At 67.0% G+C, this 22047-nt stretch carries 20 protein-coding genes; 8 read left to right on the top strand and 12 right to left on the bottom strand.

Annotated elements, in window-relative coordinates; genetic code table 11:
• Window positions 1-5: 5 nt before the first annotated feature.
• From BDI24065_RS17245 to BDI24065_RS17275, 7 genes are all read right to left on the bottom strand, one after another.
• A complete protein-coding gene (locus BDI24065_RS17245; RefSeq protein ID WP_175032292.1) occupies window positions 6-1214 on the bottom strand; it encodes a chromate transporter in 1209 nt (402 codons plus the stop codon).
• Between the two features lie 202 nt (window positions 1215-1416).
• Complete coding sequence (locus tag BDI24065_RS17250) at window positions 1417-3756, bottom strand: bifunctional diguanylate cyclase/phosphodiesterase (protein ID WP_175032293.1); 2340 nt, start codon at window positions 3754-3756, stop codon at window positions 1417-1419.
• 218 nt (window positions 3757-3974) lie between these two features.
• A complete protein-coding gene (locus tag BDI24065_RS17255; protein ID WP_175032294.1) occupies window positions 3975-4856 on the bottom strand; it encodes a PhzF family phenazine biosynthesis protein in 882 nt (293 codons plus the stop codon).
• A 13-nt stretch (window positions 4857-4869) separates the two neighbouring features.
• On the bottom strand, window positions 4870-5328 hold the full coding sequence (locus tag BDI24065_RS17260) for a RidA family protein (RefSeq protein ID WP_006478174.1): 459 nt from the start codon (window positions 5326-5328) through the stop codon (window positions 4870-4872).
• A 42-nt stretch (window positions 5329-5370) separates the two neighbouring features.
• Window positions 5371-6552, bottom strand: a complete 1182-nt coding sequence (locus BDI24065_RS17265) for a PLP-dependent aminotransferase family protein (protein WP_175032295.1) — start codon at window positions 6550-6552, stop codon at window positions 5371-5373.
• A 152-nt stretch (window positions 6553-6704) separates the two neighbouring features.
• Window positions 6705-7613 (bottom strand): DMT family transporter, encoded by a 909-nt coding sequence (locus BDI24065_RS17270; protein ID WP_175011627.1) that lies wholly within the window; start codon window positions 7611-7613, stop codon window positions 6705-6707.
• Window positions 7614-7669: 56 nt separating this feature from the next.
• Window positions 7670-8362, bottom strand: a complete 693-nt coding sequence (locus BDI24065_RS17275; protein ID WP_175032296.1) for a VOC family protein — start codon at window positions 8360-8362, stop codon at window positions 7670-7672.
• Window positions 8363-8592: 230 nt separating this feature from the next.
• Between BDI24065_RS17275 and BDI24065_RS17280 the strand changes: the two genes are divergently transcribed.
• From BDI24065_RS17280 to BDI24065_RS17295, 4 genes are all read left to right on the top strand, one after another.
• Window positions 8593-10053, top strand: a complete 1461-nt coding sequence (locus tag BDI24065_RS17280) for a PLP-dependent aminotransferase family protein (protein WP_175011629.1) — start codon at window positions 8593-8595, stop codon at window positions 10051-10053.
• 158 nt (window positions 10054-10211) lie between these two features.
• The gene (gene htpG / locus BDI24065_RS17285) at window positions 10212-12110 is read left to right on the top strand and encodes a molecular chaperone HtpG (RefSeq protein WP_175032297.1); all 1899 of its coding nucleotides are present in this window, start codon (window positions 10212-10214) and stop codon (window positions 12108-12110) included.
• 8 nt (window positions 12111-12118) lie between these two features.
• Window positions 12119-12715, top strand: coding sequence for a chorismate--pyruvate lyase family protein (locus BDI24065_RS17290; protein WP_175032298.1), 597 nt, complete (start codon window positions 12119-12121; stop codon window positions 12713-12715).
• Complete coding sequence (locus BDI24065_RS17295) at window positions 12715-13191, top strand: DNA-deoxyinosine glycosylase (RefSeq protein ID WP_174931739.1); 477 nt, start codon at window positions 12715-12717, stop codon at window positions 13189-13191. The genes BDI24065_RS17290 and BDI24065_RS17295 overlap by 1 nt, the downstream gene beginning before the upstream one ends.
• A 19-nt stretch (window positions 13192-13210) precedes the next feature.
• Here BDI24065_RS17295 and BDI24065_RS17300 read toward each other — a convergent pair whose 3' ends face one another.
• A complete protein-coding gene (locus BDI24065_RS17300) occupies window positions 13211-13465 on the bottom strand; it encodes a hypothetical protein (RefSeq protein ID WP_175032299.1) in 255 nt (84 codons plus the stop codon).
• Between the two features lie 163 nt (window positions 13466-13628).
• Window positions 13629-14675 carry a hypothetical protein gene (locus BDI24065_RS17305; protein WP_175032300.1) on the bottom strand — a complete coding sequence of 349 codons (1047 nt, stop codon included), beginning with the start codon at window positions 14673-14675 and terminating at the stop codon, window positions 13629-13631.
• Window positions 14676-15054: 379 nt separating this feature from the next.
• On the opposite strand from BDI24065_RS17305, the gene BDI24065_RS17310 reads away from it, so the two are divergent.
• The 4 genes from BDI24065_RS17310 (at window position 15055) to BDI24065_RS17325 (ending at window position 18922) form a co-directional block, all read left to right on the top strand.
• Complete coding sequence (locus BDI24065_RS17310) at window positions 15055-15972, top strand: spermidine synthase (RefSeq protein ID WP_175032301.1); 918 nt, start codon at window positions 15055-15057, stop codon at window positions 15970-15972.
• Between the two features lie 198 nt (window positions 15973-16170).
• Window positions 16171-16413 (top strand): DUF3311 domain-containing protein, encoded by a 243-nt coding sequence (locus tag BDI24065_RS17315; protein WP_059530978.1) that lies wholly within the window; start codon window positions 16171-16173, stop codon window positions 16411-16413.
• On the top strand, window positions 16410-17960 hold the full coding sequence (gene mctP / locus BDI24065_RS17320) for a monocarboxylate uptake permease MctP (protein ID WP_174955361.1): 1551 nt from the start codon (window positions 16410-16412) through the stop codon (window positions 17958-17960). Before BDI24065_RS17315 ends, mctP begins: the two co-directional genes overlap by 4 nt.
• Before the next feature lie 431 nt (window positions 17961-18391).
• Entirely contained in the window at window positions 18392-18922 is a 531-nt protein-coding gene (locus tag BDI24065_RS17325; protein WP_175032302.1) for a hypothetical protein, read from the top strand.
• Window positions 18923-18975: 53 nt separating this feature from the next.
• Here the strand turns inward: BDI24065_RS17325 and BDI24065_RS17330 are convergent, their stop codons facing one another.
• From BDI24065_RS17330 to BDI24065_RS17340, 3 genes are all read right to left on the bottom strand, one after another.
• The gene (locus tag BDI24065_RS17330) at window positions 18976-19431 is read right to left on the bottom strand and encodes a VOC family protein (protein ID WP_175011638.1); all 456 of its coding nucleotides are present in this window, start codon (window positions 19429-19431) and stop codon (window positions 18976-18978) included.
• Between the two features lie 238 nt (window positions 19432-19669).
• Window positions 19670-20623: a transaldolase gene (gene tal / locus BDI24065_RS17335; RefSeq protein WP_175032303.1), complete on the bottom strand. Its 954-nt coding sequence runs from the start codon at window positions 20621-20623 to the stop codon at window positions 19670-19672.
• A gap of 168 nt (window positions 20624-20791) precedes the next feature.
• Window positions 20792-22003, bottom strand: coding sequence for a benzoate/H(+) symporter BenE family transporter (locus BDI24065_RS17340; RefSeq protein ID WP_175032304.1), 1212 nt, complete (start codon window positions 22001-22003; stop codon window positions 20792-20794).
• Between the last annotated feature and the right edge of the window lie 44 nt (window positions 22004-22047).

Below are 22047 nucleotides of genomic sequence, written 5' to 3' on the forward strand. Positions count from 1 at the left end.
GCCCGTCAGCGCGCGGCGGCCAACAGCCACACGCCGCAAGCCACCGCGACCGTGCCGTAGACGGCATAGACGGGCACCTTGAAGCGCGCGAAGCACAGCGTTGCGAAGGCGCCCGTCAGCCAGTAAACGGGATCGGCCGGCTCGCGATACAGGATCCTCACGACGGCGACGACGAGAAAACCCGTGGTCGCCGCACGCAGCAGACGCATCCCGTGCTCGAAGCGCGAATGGCGCTTGAGCCGGGACAGGTGGTTCTGCGCAAACACGACGAGAAAGCCCGACGGAATGAACAGCGCGGCGGTCGCGAGCAGCGCACCGACCCAGCCGTCGGTCAGGTAGCCGAGAAACGGCACGACGTTCAGCAGTGGCCCCGGCGCGACCGGTGACAGCGCGAACGCCAGCGTGAAGTCGTGATCGGAGATGCCCGTTGCCGGCGTGACGAACAGCGTCTTGAGCACGGGCAGCGCGGAAAAGCCGCCGCCGAACAGCGTCATGCCGGCGCCGGCGAGACGCGGCCACAGCAGCGTCGCCTGGTAGTCGCCGGGCAGCGGCACCGCGAACAGCGTGACGAGCACGCCGAGCAACACGAGCAGGTTGCGGTCGCGGGTCGACAGCGTGAAATCGACCGCGTCGCGTTGCGGCGGTCCCGTCAGCCACCCCGCCGCGAATGCCGCGAACAGAATCCCGACGAAGGCGGCCGGATTATGTGCGAAACCGAGCAGAATCGTCGACAACGCGGCGATCAACTGCTCGCGCCGCGTTTGCGCGAGCGAGCGCAACTGCTTGATCCACGTGACGCCGATCAGCGCGGCGAGCACCATCCCGAAGTGATTGATCAGCATCGGCGCGGCGAGCGAGCGCACGAGCGGCGTGCGATAGAAGATCGCGAACAGCGTCATCAGCAGGGAGAAGGGCAGCACGCTCGCGATGCCGGCGACCCATGCGCCGACGCGGCCGTGCAGTATCTGGCCGACCTGTACCGCGACATTGCAGCCGACGGGGCCCGGCACGAGCCAGGCAAGCGCGACGAGATCGCCGAATACGTTGGGCTCGATGCGCTTCAGCCGTTCCACGTAGTGGCGCTCGAGCTGCGCCATCATCGACAGCCCGCCCCACGAGACCGCTGAAATGCTGGCGACGACCTTGAACAGGTCCCACAGGGACGCCTGCGCCTGTTCGACGTCAGCGGTCGCTTCGATTTCGACGGTTGTCATGTTGGTAGTGTGGGCGCAGGGCCCGATCTCTCGCGTGTTGCCATGCCGGCGGCCCGCCGACACGTTGGCCCACCCGATTGTCCGCCACGCAACGTGACACTGCCATGCGCGAAAACGCTAGTTCATGAACTAAACAATAAGATCGGAAAACGAAACAATGACGGTGCGCGCAACACCCACCACGGCCGCGGCCGCGGTGCGCTTACGCGCCCGTGCTGCCGGTCGCGCGGTGCGCGATCACGTGCGGCGCGTCGCCGCGCACGCCGAAGCGTGCGATCAGCGCGGGAATCGCGTCGGCCGGCACCGGTCGCGAGAACAGGAAGCCCTGCGCCTCGATCTCGCCGAGTGCGGCCAGCCACGTGATCTGCTCCTCGGTTTCCGTGCCTTCGACGACGACGGTCAGGCCGAGCGAGCGTGCGAGATGCACGATCGACGACACCATCACGCACACGCTGCGATCGTTCGGGATTGCCTGCACGAACGAGCGGTCGACCTTCAGCGTGTCGACGGAGAAGCGGTGCAGGTACGACAGCGACGAATAGCCGGTGCCGAAATCGTCGAGTGCGATCCGGATGCCGAGCTTCTTCAGCGCGACGATCTTCTCGGACACGAGTTCCGGATACTCCATCATCGCGGTTTCGGTGATCTCGATTTCGAGCCGGTTCGCGTCGATGCCGGTTTCCTGCAGCGTGCGCGAGATCGTCTCGATCAGGTCGCCGCGCCAGAACTGCACCGGCGAGATGTTGACCGCGAGCGTCAGCGTGTCGTGGCCCTCGACGCGCCAGCGCGCGATCTGCTCGCAAGCCGTGCGGATCACGAAGTCGCCGATCGGCACGATCAGGCCGGTCGATTCGGCGATCGAAATGAATTCGTTCGCGGAGATGATCCCGTGCTCGGGATGATCCCAGCGCGCGAGCGCCTCGAAGCCGGTGATGTGGCGGTGCGTGAGGTCGATCTTCGGCTGGTATGCGAGGAACAGCTGCCCTTCGGCAAGCGCGACGCGCAGTTGCTGTTCCCAGCGCATCAGGTGGTCGGCGCGGTGCGACAAGTGCGGCGCATAGAACTGGTAGCAGTTCTTGCCGGCGTCCTTCGCGCTGTACATCGCGAGATCGGCCTTCTTCAGCAGGTCGATCTCGCTTTCGTTCGCCACCGTGTGCAGCGCGATCCCGATGCTCGCATGCAGCACGAACGAGCTGCCGCGCACGTCGAACGGTTCGCCGAACATCCGGATGATCGCTTCCGCGAGCCGCACCGCGCGCCGCTCGACGTCGTCGCCCTTCATCACCACGACGAACTCGTCGCCGCCGATGCGCGCGAGCGAGCCTTCGTCGCCGACCGCATCGGACAGGCGCGACGCGGTCATCTGCAGCACGATGTCGCCGGCGTTGTGGCCGAGCGTGTCGTTGACGGTCTTGAAGTTGTCGAGGTCGATGAACAGCAGCCCGAGCCGCGACAGGCTCGCGGGCATCGACACGTCGTTGCGCAGCCCGCGCAGCGTCGCATAGCGATTCGCGAGGCCCGTGAGCAGGTCGTATTCGGCGAGCTGCGTCATTTCGCGCTCACGGCCGAGCAGCTTGCCGATCAGGCCCGTTGCGACGCCGAAGAACGCGAGCATCGCGAGCGTGATGAAGCTCGTCATCAGCAGGTAGACGTTGCGCGTGTGGGAGTAATCCGCGAATTCCTCGGTTTGCGACAGCCCGACCATCACCGCGAGCGGGTAACCGTCGAGATGGCGGTACGACACGATGCGCGTTACGCCGTCGATCGGGTCGATGATCGTGCCCGTCACGCGCTCGGCGATCGGGTAGACGCCCGACGCCGAAAACGCGCCGGGCGCGTTGCTGACCGAACCGGTGCGCCGCGCGAGCACGGCGCCCGTATCGGACACGACCGCGATCACGCCTTCCTTGCCGATTGCCGCGTTGTTGTAGAAGTCGTTCGTGAAGTAGCTCGGGTCTTCCGACACGACGACGATGCCCGCGAAGCTGCCGTCCGGGTTGTTCAGGCGCCGCGTCATCTGCAGCGTCCAGTGGCTCGACACGCGGCCGAGTACCGGCTTGCTGATGAACAGGCGGTCGTCGTTGTGCGCGAGGTGGACCTTGAAGTGCTCGCGGTCGGACAGGTTGATCGGCTGCGGATGCAGCTCGGCCGTGTTCGCGAACAGGATGCCCTTCGCGTTGACGAGCGACACCTGGATCAGCGTGTCGCTCGGCACGACGCCTTTCTCGACGGCGCTGGCGAGGTTGAAGCGCGCGGGCGACTTCTCGAATTCGAACTTGACGAAGCGGGTGATCTGGTCGACCTGGTGGATCGCCTTGACCGTATGCTGCTCGAGCGCGGAGGACAGGATCGCCGCGGAAGCCGCTGCTTCCTTGTACGCGCTGTCCTTTTCCACCGACAGACGCGCGATGATCACGGCCCACAGCAGCGCAAGCGCCAGCATCCCGAGCAGCGGGATCGCAAATAGCGCACGCCGGCGCGATTTGCGCGGCGCGCGTAGCGGCCGGGTCGGCGGCGTGTGGTTGGACCGGGCGGAGCTCATCGAAGAGGGCGGCGTCCTGCTCGCGTGCGCCATCCGTCTGGATGGCTGACTATGATGGGGGTTGTCCCGACGTCTGTTCGTTCGCGGGAAACGCAACCATGGACAGACCTCCGAAACAACGGATTAGGCCCGATATTACTGGCTGGAACGTTTTTGCGATAGTTGGGCGAATCGTAGGGGGCGCCGGACGGGCCGGCGCCATCGCACATCGCGAAATGTCAGGCGGGTGACAGGAAGGTGCCGTCGACGACCGTGACGACATGGCCGCCGATCCACGTGGTGCCGTCTTCGTCATAGCTGACGAAGATGCGGCCGTCGCGGCCGATCGCCGTACCCTGGCGGGCCGTATACGACTGGCCGGGGCGGCGTTCCTGCCGCGTCAGCAGCCCGGCGAGCGCGGCGTTTGCGCTGCCGGTGACGGGATCCTCGCCGAAACCGAAGTTACCGCCCGTCATCAGGCAGCGGATTTCGAACGTCGCGGGGCCGCCTTCGGCGTGCGGCGCGTAGACGGCGACGCCGTCCGTGCCGTAGCGGCGCGTGAGCGCCTCGAGCGCAGCCGGATCGGGTGTCAGGCCAATGCAAGCATCGGCCGACTTCAGCCGCACGACCAGCCACGGTGCGCCGTTGTCGACCGCGCACGGCTCGACATCCAGGTCGACCGCGTCACTGCGCAACGCGGCAGCCAGCGCCGCGTAGTCCGAACGGTCGAGCGGCGTGACGCGTGCCGGCGGCGCGGCGAACGCCCAGCCGTCGGCCTGCTCGCGCAGCGCGACCCGGCCGACCCCGCACTGCTGGATCAGCCGGCCCGGTGTGCGCGGCTGCGCGCCGCTTTCCAGGAACGCATGCGCGGTGCCCAGCGTCGGGTGGCCGGCGAACGGCAGTTCGCCCTCCGTCGTGAAGATCCGGACGCGGTAGTCGGCTTCCGGATCGGTCGGCGTGCAGAGGAACGTCGTTTCCGACAGGTTCGTCCAGCGGGCGATCGCGAGCATGTCGTCGTCGCCGAGCGAATCGGCGTCGAACACCACGGCGAGCGCGTTGCCCTTGAACGGCACCGACGTGAACACGTCGACCTGCTTGAAACGGACGTGATGACCGGACATCGCGGTGCGCCCGTTACGCCACTTCGGCGATCAGCTCGATCTCGACGCACGCGCCGAGCGGGATCTGCGCGACGCCGAATGCCGAGCGCGCGTGCTTGCCTGCGTCGCCGAACACTTCCGCGATCAGTTCCGACGCGCCGTTCGTCACGACGTGCTGTTCGGTGAAGTCGAGCGTCGAGTTGACGAGGCTCATCAGCTTGACGATGCGCGTGACCTTGTTCAGGTCGCCGGTGTGCGCGTGCAGCGTCGCGAGCAGGTCGATCGCGATCGAGCGGGCGGCGGCCTTGCCGTCTTCCGTCTGCAGATCCGCGCCGAGCTTGCCGGCCCAGACCTTGCCGTCCTTCTTCGCGATGTGGCCCGACAGGTAGACCGTGTTGCCGCTTTGCGCGCTCATCACGTAGGCGGCAGCCGGTGCGCCGGCGGTCGGGAGCTCGATGCCGAGCGACTTCAGTTTGTCGTAGACGTTAGCCATGGATTCGATTCCTCGTAGAGAGTCGTGACAGGAAAAAGGGGATCAGAGGCGCTCGCGCAGCAGCTTGCCGAGACGCGCGACGCCTTCCTCGATCTTCTCGGGCGGCACGGTCACGAACGACAGGCGCAGCGTGTTCTGCTGCGCGTTGTCCGCGAAGAACGGCGCGCCCGGCACGAAGGCGACGTGGTTGTCGACGGCCGTGGCGAGCAGCTTCATGCTGTCGATCTGCGCGGGCAGGTTCACCCAGATGAACATCCCGCCTTCCGGGCGGTTCCACGTGACGCCTTCCGGCATGTGGCGCTCGAGCGCACCGAGCATCGCGTCGCACTGCGCGCTGTACAGCTCGCGGATCGACGGGATGTGCTCGTCGAGGAAACCATCCTTGATCACTTCGTGCGCGATGCGCTGCGTGAGCGTCGGCGTGTGCAGGTCGGTGGCCTGCTTCGCCTGCACGAGCTTGAAGTGGAGTTCCTCGGGCGCAATGATGTAGCCGATCCGCAGGCCAGGCGCGAGCACCTTCGAGAACGTGCCGAGGTGCACGATGTGATCGGGTGCCATCGACAGCATCGTCGGCAGCGGCTCGCCGCGGTAGTTCAGCGCGCCGTACGGATCGTCTTCCAGCACCGGGAACGGGCTCGACTGCGCGAACGCGGCGAGCGCGCGGCGGCGCTCGACGGGCAGGCGGCGGCCGGTCGGGTTCTGGAAGTTCGGCTGCGCGTACAGCAGGCGCGCGCCTTGCGTGAGTTCGGGCGTGAGGCCGTCCGGCAGCAGGCCCTGCTCGTCGGTCGGCACCTGCACGTAGCGCGGCTCGTACAGCGAGAACGATTGCAGCGCGCCGAGGTAGGTCGGGGTTTCGACGAGGATCGGGCTGCCCGGATCGACGAGCGCCTTGCCGAGCAGGTCGAGCGCCTGCTGCGAGCCGGTCGTGATCAGCACCTGCGACACGCGCACGCTGTAGCGCTCGGCGATCCATTCGCGCAGCGGCAGGTAGCCTTCGGTCGCGCTGTACTGGAGCGCGGCGGCCGGCGCGTCGCGCAGCACGCGATCGGCGGCGGCGCGCATGCGCTCGGCCGGGAACGTGGCAGGGGCGGGCAGGCCGCCGGCGAACGAGATGACCTCGGGGCGTTCCGTGACCTTCAGGATTTCGCGGATTGCAGAGCTCGTCAGCTTGCGTGCGCGTTCGGAAAGCTGCCAGTGCGGCGGATGCAGGTCGCTCGGATTCATAGTCTCCTCGTTCGGATATCGTGGTCAGTCAAGAAAGGTCGTTCGGGCAAATCGCTTCGACGCTGCCGGGTGGGCAGGCACGAGCGCGATCGAGCCTTCGCGGCCGGGTGGGCAAAACCGATCAGGCAAAACGTCCATTATGGCGCAGCTGTTCAGCCGGCGCGAGCCGGTCGCGCGGCGGTGGCGACCGCCGAGCGGCGCCCGAGCATCACGGTGGCGATCACCGCGGCCGCGAACAGCCACGTCGACGGCGTCACCGTTTCGCCGAACAGCAGCGCGGAAAAGGCAATCGTGAAGAAAATCTGCAGCAGTTGCACCTGGCCGACGCGCGCGATGCCGCCCATCGCGAGCCCCGCGTACCACGCGAAAAAGCCGATGAATTGCGAAAAGAGGGTCACGTAGCCGAACGCGAGCCACGTGCGCAGTGCGAGCGGGCCCGGATGCGCGGCATGCTGCATCCACGCGAGCCAGCCGACCGGCAGCACGAGGAACGGTGCCGACACGACGAGCGCCCAGCAGATCACCTGCCAGCCGCCGATCTGGCGCGCGAGGCGCGCGCCTTCCGCATAGCCGAGCGCGCCGATGCCGACCGCGACGAGCATCAGCGCGTCGCCGGCCTGCACGGTGCCGCCGCCGTCGCGCAGCGCGAACGCGATCACGAGCGCGCTGCCGGCCACCGCGCTGGCCCAGAACGCCTTCGACGGCCGCTCGTGCGACAGCCATGCCGCGTACAGCGCGACGAACAGCGGCTGCAGGCCGTTGACCACCGCGCCGTGCGACGCCGGTACCGATTTCATCGCCCACGCGGAGAACACCGGGTACGCGATGATCACGCCGAGCGACGTGATCGCGAGGCTTTTCAGTTGCGCGCGAGTCGGCAGCGGTTCGCGGCGCCACCACAGCAGCAGCCCGGCCGGCACCGCGGCGGCGAGCGCGCGGCCGAGCCCGTTGAGCAGCGGATGGAGTTCGGAGACGACGATACGCGTCATCGGCAGCGTCAGGCTGAAGATCATCACGCCGATGAGGCCGAGCAGCATGCCCCGGGTTTCGCGCGAATTCATGTGAGGGGTGTCTCCGTGTTGCAAGTATTGGTGTAGTTCAGGGGGCGGCAGGGCGCTCAGCGCAGCGTGCGCGGGCCTTGCGGCGTGTCGAATTCGGCGACGAGCGCGGGCGGGCCGTCGGCGGCTTCGAGGTCGAGCAGGTGGGCGGCGCCGAGCCAGTCGAGCTGCTCGCGGAGCGCATCCGCGCGAGGGTGGGCGCCCTTGAGCGCCTTCAGCGCGACGCCGTCGCCCGGCAGCGATTCGGCCGGGTGGCGCGCGCTGTCCCACTGGATCAGCGACGGCAGCAGGCCGTCGCCCGCGCCTTGCCACGCGGGGAATGCGCCGTCGTCGGGCACCGTGAGGCCCCAGCTCAGGTCGCCGCGCCGCATCGCGACGACCGGCGGGATGCGCGCCGGATACTGGCTCTGCCACAGCGCGAGCTGGCGCGGGCGGTCGACCCGCGCGACCCAGTGCGCGAGAAACGGGCCTTGCGCGAGCCGTGCGTGCATGGCCGGATCGTCGAGCCCGAACAGCCGCGCACGCGGCGGCTCTGCGCCGTCGTGCGGCGCCGGCGCGTCGGGGTCGATCGCGATCACTTCGAGGTAGAGCCCGCCCCACGCGCCGAACAGCGCATTGTGGGTCCGCATCAACGGGTGGCGGCCGCCGCCGGCCGGTTCGATGCCGAGCGCGTCGGCGACGTGGCGTACGCCTTCGTCGAGCGTGCGCGCGGCGATCACGAGATGGTCGAGTGTCAGGGAGCGGGCTGGCATGAACGTCGGTCGGGAAGCGAAAGTGTCATGGTGGGCAGGCGATGCGCCGGGCGGTGGCCGGACCGGCCGGCGTACCGGCCGCGATGCGGGCCGGTGGGCGCGGCGCCAGGTGCGGCGGGGCCGGAACGGCGGCCGCACGGTCGCCATTCCGGTCAACTGTAATCGTCGCTACCGGCACAGTAACGGTACAATCGGCGCGATAGCCTTCGGTACAGTTGGAGCTGCCGCCCATGTCCACCGTTCCACTCGCCCAGATTCCCGCGCCGCACGACACGGCCACGCTCACGCTCGTCGACCAGCTTGTCCAGTGGGCGCGACGGCGCATCGACGAGCGCGTGTTCCGGCCCGGCATGCGGATGCCGTCGATCCGCAAGCTCGCGCTCGACAAGAGCGTGTCGCGCTTCACCGTCGTCGAGGCCTACGAGCGGTTGGTCGCGCAGGGCTACCTCGACTCGCGGCGCGGCTCGGGTTTCTACGTGCGCGAGCGCACGGCCGCCGGCCCACAGCCGGCCGACAGTGTCGCCCGCGTGGCCGAGGCCGCGCCGGTGCACAACACGATCGACGTCGTCTGGCTGCTGCGCAACATGCTGCACACCGTCAGCCCGGAAAAGGGGCCGGGTCTCGGCTATCTGCCGGGCCGCTGGCTCGACGGCGAACTGATCACCGGTGCGCTGCGCGCGCTCGGGCGCCAGTCCGGCGCGCAGATGCTCGGCTTCGGCACCGCGCAGGGCTTCCTGCCGCTGCGCCAGCAACTGCAGACGCGCCTCGCCGAAGTGGAGATCGGTGCGAAGCCCGAACAGATCGTGCTGGTGTCGGGGATCACGCAGGCGATCGACCTGATCTCGCGGATCTACGTGAAGCCCGGCGATGCGGTGATCGTCGGCGATCCGGCCTGGTTCCAGATGTTCGGCCGCTTCGCGGCGCAGGGCGCGCAGCTCGTCGGGATGCCGTACACGCCGGACGGCCCCGATCTCGACGCGCTCGAAACGCTCGTGCAGATGTGGCGGCCGAAGATGCTCGTGATCAATTCGGTGCTGCAGAACCCGACCGGCACGTCGCTGTCGGCTGCGCAGGCGTTCCGGATCCTGAAGCTCGCGGAGGCGTACGACTTCCTCGTCGTCGAGGACGACGTGTACGGCGACCTGTGCCCGCCGAGCTATCCGGCCACGCGCCTCGCGAGCCTCGATCAACTCAAGCGCGTGATCTACCTCGGCAGTTATTCGAAGACGCTCGCGGCGAACCTGCGGGTCGGCTACGTCGCGTGCGCGCCGGAGATCGCCAAGGCGGTCACCGACCAGAAGATGCTGGTCGGGATGACGACACCCGAGCTCAACGAGCGCGTGCTTTACAAGATTCTGACCGAAGGGCACTACCGGCGCCACGTCGAGCGGCTGCGCGCGCGGCTCGACGGCGTGCGCGACAAGACCGCGCGGATGCTCGAGCGCACGGGGCTCGGCCTCTTCACGATGCCGGCGGCCGGGATGTTCCTGTGGGCCGACACGGGCGTCGATTCGGACGCGCTCGCGGCGGTCGCGCACGAGGCCGGCTTCTTGCTGACGCCGGGCAGCCTGTTCTCGCCGCAGCAATCCCCGTCGACGTGGATGCGCTTCAATGTCGCGAACTGCGGCGATCCGGCGCTGCCGGGGCTGCTGTCGCGCTATATCGATTCGGCCGTGCGCCGCGCGTCGTGACCCGGCGCGGCATGCCCGCCCTTGAAATCGGGCGTGCCGTCCCCAGATACGCGCGCAAACCGCCAGCGCGAGGCGATCGCCTTTCACGGCCCGGCCGGCATCGCGCGCCGGGCGCCTGCGCCACACCATTCAAGTTCAAGTAAGAGGAAACAGCATCCATGGCACACGAAACGATGAGCTTTCAGGCAGAGGTCAAGCAACTCCTCCACCTGATGATCCATTCGCTCTACAGCAACAAGGAAATCTTCCTGCGCGAACTGGTGTCGAACGCGTCCGACGCGGCCGACAAGCTGCGTTTCGAAGGGCTCGCGGACAGCGCGCTGTACGAGAACGATCCGAACCTGCGCATCCGCATCGGCTACGACAAGGCCGCGCGCACGATCACGATCGACGACAACGGCATCGGCATGAGCCGCGATGAAGCGATCGCGAACCTCGGCACGATCGCACGTTCGGGCACCAAGGAATTCTTCACGAAGCTGTCCGGCGACCAGCAGAAGGACGCGGCGCTGATCGGCCAGTTCGGCGTCGGTTTCTACTCGGGCTTCATCGTCGCCGACAAGATCACGGTCGAAACGCGTCGCGCGGGCCTGCCGGCGAGCGAGGCCGTGCGCTGGGAAAGCGCGGGCGAGGGCGATTTCACGATCGACGCGATCGAGCGCGCGCAGCGCGGCACGACGATCACGCTGCACCTGCGCGAAGGCGAGGACGAACTGCTGTCGTCGCACCGCCTGCAGTCGATCATCCAGAAGTATTCCGACCACATCGCGCTGCCGATCCTGATGCAGAAGGAAGAATGGGATCAGGAAAAGGGCGAGATGGTCCTGAAGGACGAGGACGAGACCGTCAACCAGGCGAGCGCGCTGTGGACGCGTTCGAAGAGCGACGTCACCGACGAGCAGTACACGCAGTTCTACCAGCACATCGCGCACGATCACCAGGATCCGCTCACGTGGACGCATAACCGCGTCGAGGGCCGCAGCGAATACACGCAACTGCTGTTCGTGCCGTCGCACGCGCCGTTCGATATGTGGAACCGCGACTATCGCGGCGGCCTGAAGCTGTACGTGAAGCGCGTGTTCATCATGGACGACGCCGAGCAACTGCTGCCGCAATACCTGCGTTTCGTGAAGGGCGTCGTCGATTCGGCCGACCTGCCGCTGAACGTGTCGCGCGAGATCCTGCAGGAAAGCCGTGACGTGAAGGCGATCCGCGAAGGCGTGACGAAGCGCACGCTGTCGATGCTCGAAGAGCTCGCGAACGCGGAAGAGGATGCCGGCAAGGAGAAGTACAAGACGTTCTGGAGCGCGTTCGGCCAGGTGCTGAAGGAAGGCCTCGGCGAGGATCACGCGAACCGTGAGCGCATCGCGAAGCTGCTGCGCTTCGCGTCGACGCACGGCGACACCGACGCGCAGGACGTGTCGCTCGCCGACTACGTGTCGCGCATGAAGCCCGAGCAGAGCAAGATCTACTACGTGACGGCCGACGCATGGCAGGCCGCGAAGAACAGCCCGCACCTCGAAGTGTTCCGCAAGAAGGGCGTCGAGGTGCTGCTGCTGACCGATCGCGTCGACGAATGGATGCTGTCGTTCCTGCAGGAATTCGACGGCAAGCCGCTCGCGAGCGTGGCGCGCGGCGACCTCGATCTCGGCGAGCTGAACGACGAGGAGAAGAAGGCGCAGGAACAGGCGGGCGAAGCGATCAAGCCCGTCGTCGAGAAGATGAAGGAAGCGCTCGGCGACAAGGTGAAGGAAGTGCGCGTCACGTTCCGTTTGACCGATTCGCCGTCGTGCCTCGTCGCGGACGACAACGACATGAGCGGCTACCTGCAGCGGATGCTGAAGGCGGCCGGCCAGAACGCGCCGGCGATGCAGCCGATCCTCGAGATCAATCCGGATCACGCGCTCGTGAAGCAGCTGAACGCCGACAGCGCTGATTTCGGCGACTGGTGCCATCTGCTGTTCGATCAGGCGCTGCTGGCCGAAGGCGGCATGCTCGACGATCCGGCAAGCTTCGTGAAGCGGACCAACGCGCTGCTGCTGTCGCGCGCCGCGTGAACGCGCGCATGCGATTCGACGGCGGTCAGGCCGGCTGGCGCGAGACGCCGCGGCCTGGCTGCACGCTCGACCAGCGCGACTGGCTGACGCGCGGCGGATCGCTGACCGCGCACCTCGCAAGGCTTGGCCGCGTGAATGTGCGCGTGACGCGCGAGGCCGTCGACTGCCCGTGGTTCGACGAACCGGACGCGGTCGCCAGTGCCCCGCGCGCGCCGATGTGGGTGCGCGAGGTGATCCTGTCGGTCGACGGCACGCCGTACGTCGCTGCGCACAGCATCGCGCCGCTTTCCGCCAGCAAGGGCGTGTGGCAGGCGATGCGGCGGCTGCGCACGCGGCCGCTCGCGGAGCTGCTGTACAGCGATCCGCAGGTCGAGCGTTCGGCGCTCGTCAGCCGGCGCGTGATCGCCGGCCATCCGCTGTTTGCGCTGGCGAGCCACGCGCTTGACGGGGCGCGAGCCCCGCATTCGTTCGCCGCGCGGCGCTCGGTGTTCCAGCGTCACGGCAAGCCGTTGATGGTCACCGAATGCATGCTGCCGGCACTGTGGCGCCATCTCGATGCGCACGGCGACGGGCCGCGTTCGGGCGGCCCGGGCGGAGGCGCGTGATGCTGCGGGGTTTCCCGCCGGTCGTCGCGGCGAATACGCATACGATGATACTCGGCAGTTTTCCGGGCGAGGCTTCGCTCGATGCCGCGCAGTATTACGCGCATCCGCGCAACCAGTTCTGGCGGCTGCTTGGCACGGTGCTCGGCGAGCATGGGCTGCACGAGCTCGCGTACGACGCGCGGCTCGAGCGCGTGCTGTCGCACGGGATCGGTATCTGGGACGTGCTGGCCGCGTGCCATCGCGAGGGCAGCCTCGATTCGGCGATCCGGCATGCGAAGCCGAACGATTTCGATGCGTTGAGGGAACATGCGCCGTTGCTGAAGCGCGTGTGTTTCAACGGCAAGACGGCGGGGCGGTTTGCGGAGGTGATCGGTGCAGCGGGGTACGACACGCTCGTGCTGCCATCGTCGAGCCCGGCGAATGCGATGCTGTCGTTCGAGCAGAAGCTCGCGCAGTGGCACGGGATTCGTGCCTGACGATTTGTCGGATCGTCGCTTATTCGTCCTTGCCCCAGCGCCATTTCGGCTTTTCGCCTTTGAGCCAGCACACGACCGTGAGCGTGGCCACCAGCGCCACGATGCATGCCGCGAACGCCAGCGGTGATTGGGCGGGCGAGACATGCGTCGCCACCACCACGATCCCGATCACGAAGAGCAGCAGGACCACCCAGCCTTGCCACGCGACCGGCAACCCCCATCCCCAGCCGTAGCGTTTCGCCGGAAACCAGATCTTCTTGTCGGTCGACTCCATGGGACCTCCTCGACGCCAGGCGCGCACCTGATCGTATTGTGCGCCGCTATCCGATCCCGGTACGGCGCCCCAGCGGCCATGCCCACGCCCCGTCATGCGAACGGCGGCGAGTCGTCCGCCGCTGTTCGCATCGACGCACGCGCGCCGGGAATACGACGCTGCGTCAGAACGTGATCGCGGCCTTCACGGACTGGACCGCCGCGCCGTTCAGCAGGATGTAGAAGTTCTGCGGCGTCGTGCTGCCGGCGGGCGCGATCGCGAGCATCGTGCCGTCGCGGATCACGGTCCCGATGTCGATCTGCCCGTTGTTCTGATAGAAGACCCGATACTCGGTCGTCGGCGCATCGAGTGCCGCGTGGGCGACCCATGCACGGACGCCCGCGAGCGTGACGATCTGGCCGTCGCTCAGGTTGTAGGTCTTGTTGTCCGCCGTGCTCGTGTACGGGAAGAACGCTTCCAGCGTCGATGCCGTCGTGCTGCACGGCGTCGGGGTCGTGCCGGTCGTTTGCGGTGCGGCGCAGTCGCCGGTCAGCACCGTGTCGCCAACCACCTGGCGCGTGACCTTCATGTAGGCGGCGCCCGATTGCCACGTCGCCTGCTTGTTGTACAGCGACGTGCCGTTGATCGTGTTCGTGATGACGCCCAGCGCGCTGTCGTCGAACAGTTCGGCCGGCGAGCCGGCGATCGTGCCGGACAGCGGCACGATCGTGTAATTCGTGCCAAGCATCGTCATCGCAGCGGTATGGCCGTCCGCAGCGAGGTCCGTGAGCTGGACGTTCGCGCCGCTGTAGCTGACCTGTTCCTGCGTGCTCGTCACGACCGCACCGTTGACGACATAACGCGGGTCGGCCAGCGTCGGCACGGGCAGCGACGCAGAGACCGATGACAGGCCTTTCGTCAACGGCTGCGGTCCGCCGGACGGACTTTGCGCGAGGCTTTGATCTTCCGCATAGAAATAGCTGCCCTGACCGATGCTCACCGCTCCGCTGCTCGACGTGGAGATCGACAGTTGCGCGTGCAGGTAGTGCAGCCCGCCGTTCGCGGCCAGCGCGAAGCTTTCGTAGTTCTGCTGGTTGGCGCTGAGATTGCTGGCGGGCGTACTCGACGCGTTGCTGTCGCCGCCGCCACCGCCGCCGCATGCGGTGAGCAGCAGGGTGCCGCTCAATGCGGCTGCGTAGCCGGCGTGTGCCAGGCGTGTTTTCTGTGTCATGGGGTCTCTCGTTTTTTTGTTTGTAATCCGTAAGATTTAAAGCGTCGCGGCGTGTGGCCGACGCCGGAGCATAGCGTGTCGCGGGCGCAGTGACGAGCGACAGGCGGGCCGTTTGACGCGGCTGCCGGCATGCGTGGATTACCGAATATTTCCGGAGCGGTGCGAGCGTGTCCGTGCGTTGGCGCGACGAACGGGGCGTGCGACAGAATCGGCCAGGCGGCGAGGTCTTGCTTTCGCGCCATCGAGCAGCGCAATTCCGGCGAAGTGACACGACGGCAATTGCACCGAAGCGCGGGACGCGTGTCCATCCGGCGGCAGAATCCCCGCCAATGCTATCCTCTCGTCCGCTAAAACCAGCTTCACCCAGCGAGATTCACACATGACCCGACTGATCAAGCGCGCGTCCGCCGAGGCGCGCGCGTCCAAGCGCAGCAAGCCGTCCGCGTACAACGGCTCCGAAAAACTCCAGCCGCCGCGCGTGAAGCGCCGTCCGGAAATCGACGAACACGACGATGTGCCGGTGCTGGAAGCACCGCGCAAGCCGCGCTTCGCCCCCGTCACGTTCTCGGAAGAGGGCGGCGTGCGTTTCCTGCATTTCGGCACCGAATGGGTGCAGGGTGCGATGCGGATCTCGAAGCCGCTGCATATCGAGCTCGAATACGCACAGCAGATGATGGCGTGGCTGCTGTTCCTCGAAACGCCCGAGCGGATCGTCCAGCTCGGGCTCGGCACCGGTGCGCTGACCAAGTTCTCGCACCGCTTCCTGCCGCAAGCGAAGGTCGAGGCCGTCGAGCTGAACCCGGCGGTGATCGTCGCCGCGCGCACGATGTTCGCGCTGCCCGCCGACGATGCACGCCTTGCCGTGCACGAAGCCGACGCATGGGATTTCGTCAACGATCCGGCCAACCGCGGCACGACGGGCGCGATCCAGGTCGACCTGTACGACGCGACCGCGCGCGGCCCGGTGCTCGACAGCGTTGCGTTCTACCGCGCGGTGCGCGGCTGCCTCGCCGACGCGGGCATCGCGACGATCAACCTGTTCGGCGATCATCCGAGCTTCGTGCGCAACATGAAGCACCTGAACGCGGCGTTCGATCACCGCGTGATCGCACTGCCGGAAGTGCACGACGGCAACCGGATCGCGATCGCGTTCTCGGGCCCCGCGCTCGACGTGTCGTTTGCCCAACTCGACGAGCGTGCGAAGCTGATCGAGGACACGCTGAAGCTGCCCGCACGCAAGTGGGTGAAAGCCTTGAAAGAAACGACCGGCGCACGCGACACCGCGTTCGCGATCTGACGCTTCATGCACCGGCGGCATGCCGGTGCAACCACGCGACAAGGGGCGGATCACCTCGGGTTCGCCCCCGCTTGACCGCGTGCTCGCGGCTCCTATACTGGCGCGAAGCCAGGGGAGCCGCAGCCTACCCGTTTTGCGCTCCTCTCGGCGCCGTACCCGCTCAACAAGATCGATAACCGGGAAAGATGAGGAGACGTCATGGCTCACGATGCCGACGCCAACCGGGCCGCCAAGCGCTGGCTCTGGCTGCTGGTACTGCCGCTGATCGCGATGGTCTGGGTACCGTCGTACAGCAAGATCGAACCGCAGTTGTTCGGTTTTCCGTTTTTCTACTGGTACCAGCTGCTGTGGGTCTTCATTAGCGCGGTGATTACCGCGTTCGTGTACTTCAAGACCAAGAACGCGTGGAAGGCGAGCGGCCCGCAGGGAGGTGCACGATGAATCTCGGCGCAACCTTCGTCTTCGTGCTGCTGTTCATCGGCGTCACGATCATCGGTTTCCTGGCCGCGAACTGGCGGCGCGGCGATCTCGCCCATCTCGACGAATGGGGCCTCGGCGGCCGCCGCTTCGGCACGATCGTCACGTGGTTCCTGCTCGGCGGCGACCTCTACACGGCCTACACGTTCGTCGCGGTGCCCGCGCTCGTGTTCGGTGCCGGCGCGATGGGCTTCTTCGCGCTGCCTTATACGATCCTGATCTACCCGTTCGCGTTCGTCGTGTTCCCGAAGCTGTGGAGCATCGCGAAGCGGCACGGCTACGTGACGGCCGCCGACTTCGTCAACGCGCGCTACGGCAGCCGGATGCTCGCGCTCGCGATCGCGGTGACGGGCATCCTCGCGACGATGCCGTACATCGCACTGCAACTCGTCGGCATCGAAGTGGTGATCGGCGCGCTCGGCTTCGACACGACCGGCTTCGTCGGCGACCTGCCGCTGATCATCGCGTTCGCGATCCTCGCCGCCTACACGTACACGTCGGGGCTGCGCGCGCCCGCGATGATCGCGATCGTCAAGGACATCCTGATCTACATCACGATCGCCGCGGCGGTCATCGTGATCCCGGCGAAGCTCGGCGGCTTCGGGCACATCTTCGCCAGCGTGCCGCCCGCGAAGCTGCTGCTGAAGGCGCCCGACGCGATGAGCCTGAACGGCTACAGCGCGTATGCGACGCTCGCGATCGGCTCGGCGCTCGCGCTGTTCCTGTATCCGCACTCGGTGACGGCGATCCTGTCGTCGTCGTCCGGCAACTCGATCCGCCGCAACATGGCGATGCTGCCCGCGTATTCGTTCGTGCTCGGCCTGCTCGCGCTGCTCGGCTACATGGCGCTGGCCTCGGGTGTGAAGGACATGCCGCAGTACGCGCCGTACTTCAAGGCATTCGGCCCGAACTTCGCGGTGCCCGCGCTGTTCCTCGAGTACTTCCCGTCGTGGTTCGTCGGCGTCGCGTTCGCGGCGATCGGCATCGGCGCGCTGGTGCCGGCGGCGATCATGTCGATCGCGGCCGCGAACCTGTACACGCGCAACATCCACCGCGAGTTCGTGAACCGCAACATGTCGCACGAGCAGGAGACGCACGTCGCGAAGCTCGTGTCGCTGATCGTGAAGGTCGGCGCGGTGGCGTTCATCCTCGGGCTGCCGCTGACCTACGCGATCCAGCTGCAGCTGCTCGGCGGGATCTGGATCATCCAGACGCTGCCCGCGATCGTGCTCGGCCTCTATACGCGCGTGCTCGACCATCGGGGCCTGCTGGCCGGCTGGGCGGCCGGCATCGTGTGCGGCACGTGGATGGCGATTTCGCTGAAGCTCGCCAGCTCGATCTTCACGATCCACCTGTTCGGTCTCGCGATTCCCGGCTACGCGGCCGTGTGGTCGCTGGTCGTGAACCTGGTGGTGGCGGTGGTGGTGAGCGTGCTGGTGCGCGTGATGGGCATGGCGCATGCGGAGGATCGCACGCGGCCGGAGGACTATCTCGACGTCGTCGAGGGCTGATTCCCCCATCTTCTGTTGCAGTTTCGACACGACGCCCGCGACGCAAGTCGCGGGCGTTTTGCATGGTGCGCCGCGAACACCGCGTGTGGCCGTGCGCCCGTTTGCGCCGATCTCCAAGCGATTCTAGGGCGGCCGCGCCGTGGCGAAAATCGGTGCAAGACCGATTGGATGGCGTGTGGCCCGCTTGCCAATAATGCGTCCCGCCCGGCTGTACCGGGCGATTCGATCTCCACACGATCCGATTATATGAGGGATGCAATGACGAAGATTTGGGTTTGGGTAATGGCCATGTGCTGCGTGGCGCTGGCCGGCTGTGTCAACGCGTACTACAGGTGAGGCGCACGATGAGAATCCTGTTGATGTGGGCGCTCGTCGCACCGATCCTGCTCGCCGGTTGCGCGAACATGTACTACCGTTGACGGCGGGCCGCGATGAAAACGATCTTGTCGGCCGCCGTGCTGTGCGCGGCGCTCGCCGGCTGCATTTCGGTGTACGGCCCCGGGCAGCGATATGCGGCGCGCGATGCGCCGCAAGAAAAACACGATGCCGCCGACGATGCGTCCGGTGCGTCCGACGCGTCAAAGGGTGACGCCGCATCGCGCATCGTGATCGGCAATCGCAAGTATGACGAAGTGTGGGCGGCGGTTGCGCAGTTCTATGCGGACCACAAGCTCGCGGTGCGCGTCAGCGATCGCGACGCGGGGCTCGTTGCCGCCGCGTATGCCGATTACCCGAACGCGGGCAACTTTCTGGATTGTTCCGAACTGAAGCAGACGTCGAACGTGACGCACACGCTGAAGGTCGTCACGCGCGTCGACGAGGCGACGCAGGGCGTGACCGTGTCGATCGACGTTGCGGGCATGGCCGGCGTGGTCGCGGCCGGCAAGCAGAAGGGCGCGCGCGTCGCGTGCCGCTCGAACGGCACGCTCGAGCAGGCGCTGGCGGAGGTGCTGCGCAAATGACGAGCCCGCCCGGGCACCGCGGCGGCGCGGTGTCCGGGCGGCTGACGCGTGCGTTACTGGCCCGCGCGCTCCGCGAGGTTCTCGCGCTGCGACAGGTCTTCGACGTTGACCATCCAGTGCACGCCGAAGCGATCCTTCGCCATCCCGAAGCCGAGCGCCCAGAACGTCTTGCCGAACGGCATCGTCACTTCGCCGCCGTCGGCGAGCGCATTGAACAGCTTCTGGCCTTCCTCGACCGTCGCCGGGTTCAGCGACAGCGAATAGCCGGCGTGCATGCCGCCGCCGGGCTGGCTGCAGTCGCCGTCCGAGCACATGATCATCGAGTCGCCGATCGTGAAGCTCGCGTGCATCACCTTGTCGGCCATCTCCGGCGTCATCGGGTAGTCGGGATTCGGCGGCGCGTCCTTGAAGTGCATCTTGAACATCGTCTTTGCACCGAGCGCCTTTTCGTAGAACTGAAGGGCTTCGTCGGCACGACCGTAAAACGTCAGGTACGGTTGAACTTGCATCGTTGTCTCCTGTAATGGGCCGGCCTGCGCATCCGCGCGGGTTCGGCACCGTGCAAGACTGACTGGGAAGGGGTGTATCGGGAGGCGGCCGGCGCACCCGTGACGTGGATTGTAGTGCGCGTGCTTGACGATGGAATGAAAAATAAAACGGCCGCGAACATGACGTTCGCGGCCGTGTGCGGCTGCTTGCTGACGGCTGTTGTCAGTGTTGCTGACAGCCGCTGACGCGTGCTGCGACTTAGCGCAGCGAGTCGATCAGCTTCTCGAGCTTCACCGCATCGGCGGCGAATACGCGGATGCCTTCGGCGAGCTTTTCGGTCGCCATCGCGTCGTCGTTCAGCTGGAAGCGGAACGCTGCCTCGTCGATCGCGACGCGTGCGGCAGGCTTGTCCTGCAGCGCTTCCGGCGACAGCTTGCGCGTGACCGTGTCGTTGCTGTCCTGCAGCTTCTGCAGCAAATCGGGACTGATCGTCAGCAGATCGCAGCCGGCGAGTTCGGTTATCTGGCTGGTCGTGCGGAAGCTCGCGCCCATCACTTCGGTCGTGTAGCCGAACGTCTTGTAGTACGTGTAGATGCGGCGCACCGACTGCACGCCCGGATCGTTCGCACCACCGTCCTTCTCTTCATTCCACTCTGCGCCGGCCTGCTTCTTGTACCAGTCGTAGATGCGGCCGACGAACGGCGAGATCAGCTGCGCGCCGGCTTCCGCGCAGGCGGCGGCCTGCACGAGCGAGAAAAGCAGGGTCATGTTGCACTTGATCCCTTCCTTCTGCAGCACTTCGGCCGCGCGGATGCCTTCCCACGTCGACGCGAGCTTGATCAGGATGCGCTCGCGGCCGATGCCGGCTGCTTCGTACAGCTTGATGAGCTCGCGGCCCTTGTCGATCGAGCGCTGCGTGTCGAACGACAGGCGCGCGTCGACCTCGGTCGACACGCGGCCCGGGATCAGCTTCAGGATCTCGGTGCCGAATGCGATCAGCAGGCGGTCGATGATGAAATCGGTGCTTTCGTTGCGGTGATCGCGGACGGTTTTCTCGAGGATCGGCTTGTACGCATCCTTCTGGACGGCCTTCAGGATCAGCGACGGGTTCGTGGTCGCGTCCTGCGGCTGGTATTGCGCAAGCTGCTGGAAATCGCCCGTGTCGGCGACGACGGTCGTGTACTGCTTCAGCTGGTCGAGTGCGGTAGTCATGGCGATTCGGAAGAAGGGCGCAAGGCGCCGGGTTCTCACGGGCCGCGCGAGCGCGGCGGCGAAGCGAGGCGGCGCCGGGCACCGCCTCCGATCCGCTATTCTAGGCCCGATTCGTGTCGCGCACGTTCTGGCGTGTCCGATGGCCGCAGTGGCGGGCGCCGTGCCGCGTCATGCCGGGCGGCGCGCGTTCAGGATCACCTGCGTGACGATCCCCGCGACGAGCCCCCAGAACGCCGAGCCGATCGACAGCAGCGTGAGGCCCGACGCGGTGACCATGAACGTGACGAGCGCGGCTTCGCGCTGCTTCACGTCCTGCATCGCGCTCGCGAGGCCGCTCATGATCGAGCCGAACAGCGCGAGCGCGGCGACCGACACGACGAGCGCCTTCGGCAGCGCCGCGAACAGCGCGGCGATCGTCGCGCCGAAGATCCCCGCGATCAGGTAGAACGTGCCGCACCACACGGCGGCCGTATAGCGCTTCGCGCGATCCTCGTGCGCTTCCGGGCCCGTGCAGATCGCGGCCGTGATCGCCGCGAGGTTGACGCCGTGCGAGCCGAACGGTGCGAGCAGCAGCGACGCGAGGCCGGTGGTCGCGATCAGCGGCGACGACGGGGTCTGATAGCCGTCCGCGCGCAGCACCGCGATGCCCGGCACGTTCTGCGATGCCATCGCGACGACGAACAGCGGGATGCCGATGCTGACGATCGCCGCGATCGAGAAGGCCGGCATCGTGAACACGGGCTTCGCGAACGCGATATGAAAGCCGCTGAAGTCGAGCAGGCCGAGGCCGCCGGCGACCGCCGTGCCGACGATCAATGTCGTCACGATCGCGTACCGCGGCGCGAGCCGCTTGACGATCAGGTACGTGAAGAACATCGCGAGCACGAGCGCGGTCTGGAACTGCGCGGCGCGGAAGATCTCGATGCCGATCTCGAACAGGATGCCCGCGAGCAGGGCGGCGGCGATGCCGGCAGGAATCTTGCGCATCAGCGTGTCGAACAGCCCGCTCACGCCGACGGCCGTCAGCAGCACCGCGCAGACGACGAACGCACCGATCGCCTCGGGGTAGGGCACGCCGGGCAGCGACGCGATCAGCAGCGCGGCGCCGGGCGTCGACCACGCGACGACGACGGGCGCGCGAAAGCGCAGCGACAGGCCGATCGTCGTCAGCGCCATGCCGATCGACAGCGCCCAGATCCACGACGAGATCTGCGCATCGGTGAGGTGGGCGGCGCGGCCGGCCTGGAACATCAGTACGAGCGAACTCGTGTAGCCCGTCATCATCGCGACGAAGCCGGCGACGAGGGCCGAGACGGAGGTATCGGCGAAAAAGCGGCGGCCGCCGGCGCGGCTGGCGCTCGCGGTGGGCGAGGGGTTCATGCTATCTCCGGGGGGAGGCCGCTCGGACGCGGCCTTCGTGTCTT

It is taken from the genome of Burkholderia lata, from assembly GCF_902499025.1.
GTDB classification, from domain to species: domain Bacteria; phylum Pseudomonadota; class Gammaproteobacteria; order Burkholderiales; family Burkholderiaceae; genus Burkholderia; species Burkholderia lata_C.

Coding starts and splice junctions, on each gene's coding strand:
- BDI24065_RS17245 (WP_175032292.1), bottom strand. CDS start 1,214: ATGACAACCGTCGAAATCGAAGCGACCGCTGACGTCGAACAGGCGCAG.
- BDI24065_RS17250 (WP_175032293.1), bottom strand. CDS start 3,756: ATGAGCTCCGCCCGGTCCAACCACACGCCGCCGACCCGGCCGCTACGC.
- BDI24065_RS17255 (WP_175032294.1), bottom strand. CDS start 4,856: ATGTCCGGTCATCACGTCCGTTTCAAGCAGGTCGACGTGTTCACGTCG.
- BDI24065_RS17260 (WP_006478174.1), bottom strand. CDS start 5,328: ATGGCTAACGTCTACGACAAACTGAAGTCGCTCGGCATCGAGCTCCCG.
- BDI24065_RS17265 (WP_175032295.1), bottom strand. CDS start 6,552: ATGAATCCGAGCGACCTGCATCCGCCGCACTGGCAGCTTTCCGAACGC.
- BDI24065_RS17270 (WP_175011627.1), bottom strand. CDS start 7,613: ATGAATTCGCGCGAAACCCGGGGCATGCTGCTCGGCCTCATCGGCGTG.
- BDI24065_RS17275 (WP_175032296.1), bottom strand. CDS start 8,362: ATGCCAGCCCGCTCCCTGACACTCGACCATCTCGTGATCGCCGCGCGC.
- BDI24065_RS17280 (WP_175011629.1), top strand. CDS start 8,593: ATGTCCACCGTTCCACTCGCCCAGATTCCCGCGCCGCACGACACGGCC.
- htpG (WP_175032297.1), top strand. CDS start 10,212: ATGGCACACGAAACGATGAGCTTTCAGGCAGAGGTCAAGCAACTCCTC.
- BDI24065_RS17290 (WP_175032298.1), top strand. CDS start 12,119: ATGCGATTCGACGGCGGTCAGGCCGGCTGGCGCGAGACGCCGCGGCCT.
- BDI24065_RS17295 (WP_174931739.1), top strand. CDS start 12,715: ATGCTGCGGGGTTTCCCGCCGGTCGTCGCGGCGAATACGCATACGATG.
- BDI24065_RS17300 (WP_175032299.1), bottom strand. CDS start 13,465: ATGGAGTCGACCGACAAGAAGATCTGGTTTCCGGCGAAACGCTACGGC.
- BDI24065_RS17305 (WP_175032300.1), bottom strand. CDS start 14,675: ATGACACAGAAAACACGCCTGGCACACGCCGGCTACGCAGCCGCATTG.
- BDI24065_RS17310 (WP_175032301.1), top strand. CDS start 15,055: ATGACCCGACTGATCAAGCGCGCGTCCGCCGAGGCGCGCGCGTCCAAG.
- BDI24065_RS17315 (WP_059530978.1), top strand. CDS start 16,171: ATGGCTCACGATGCCGACGCCAACCGGGCCGCCAAGCGCTGGCTCTGG.
- mctP (WP_174955361.1), top strand. CDS start 16,410: ATGAATCTCGGCGCAACCTTCGTCTTCGTGCTGCTGTTCATCGGCGTC.
- BDI24065_RS17325 (WP_175032302.1), top strand. CDS start 18,392: ATGAAAACGATCTTGTCGGCCGCCGTGCTGTGCGCGGCGCTCGCCGGC.
- BDI24065_RS17330 (WP_175011638.1), bottom strand. CDS start 19,431: ATGCAAGTTCAACCGTACCTGACGTTTTACGGTCGTGCCGACGAAGCC.
- tal (WP_175032303.1), bottom strand. CDS start 20,623: ATGACTACCGCACTCGACCAGCTGAAGCAGTACACGACCGTCGTCGCC.
- BDI24065_RS17340 (WP_175032304.1), bottom strand. CDS start 22,003: ATGAACCCCTCGCCCACCGCGAGCGCCAGCCGCGCCGGCGGCCGCCGC.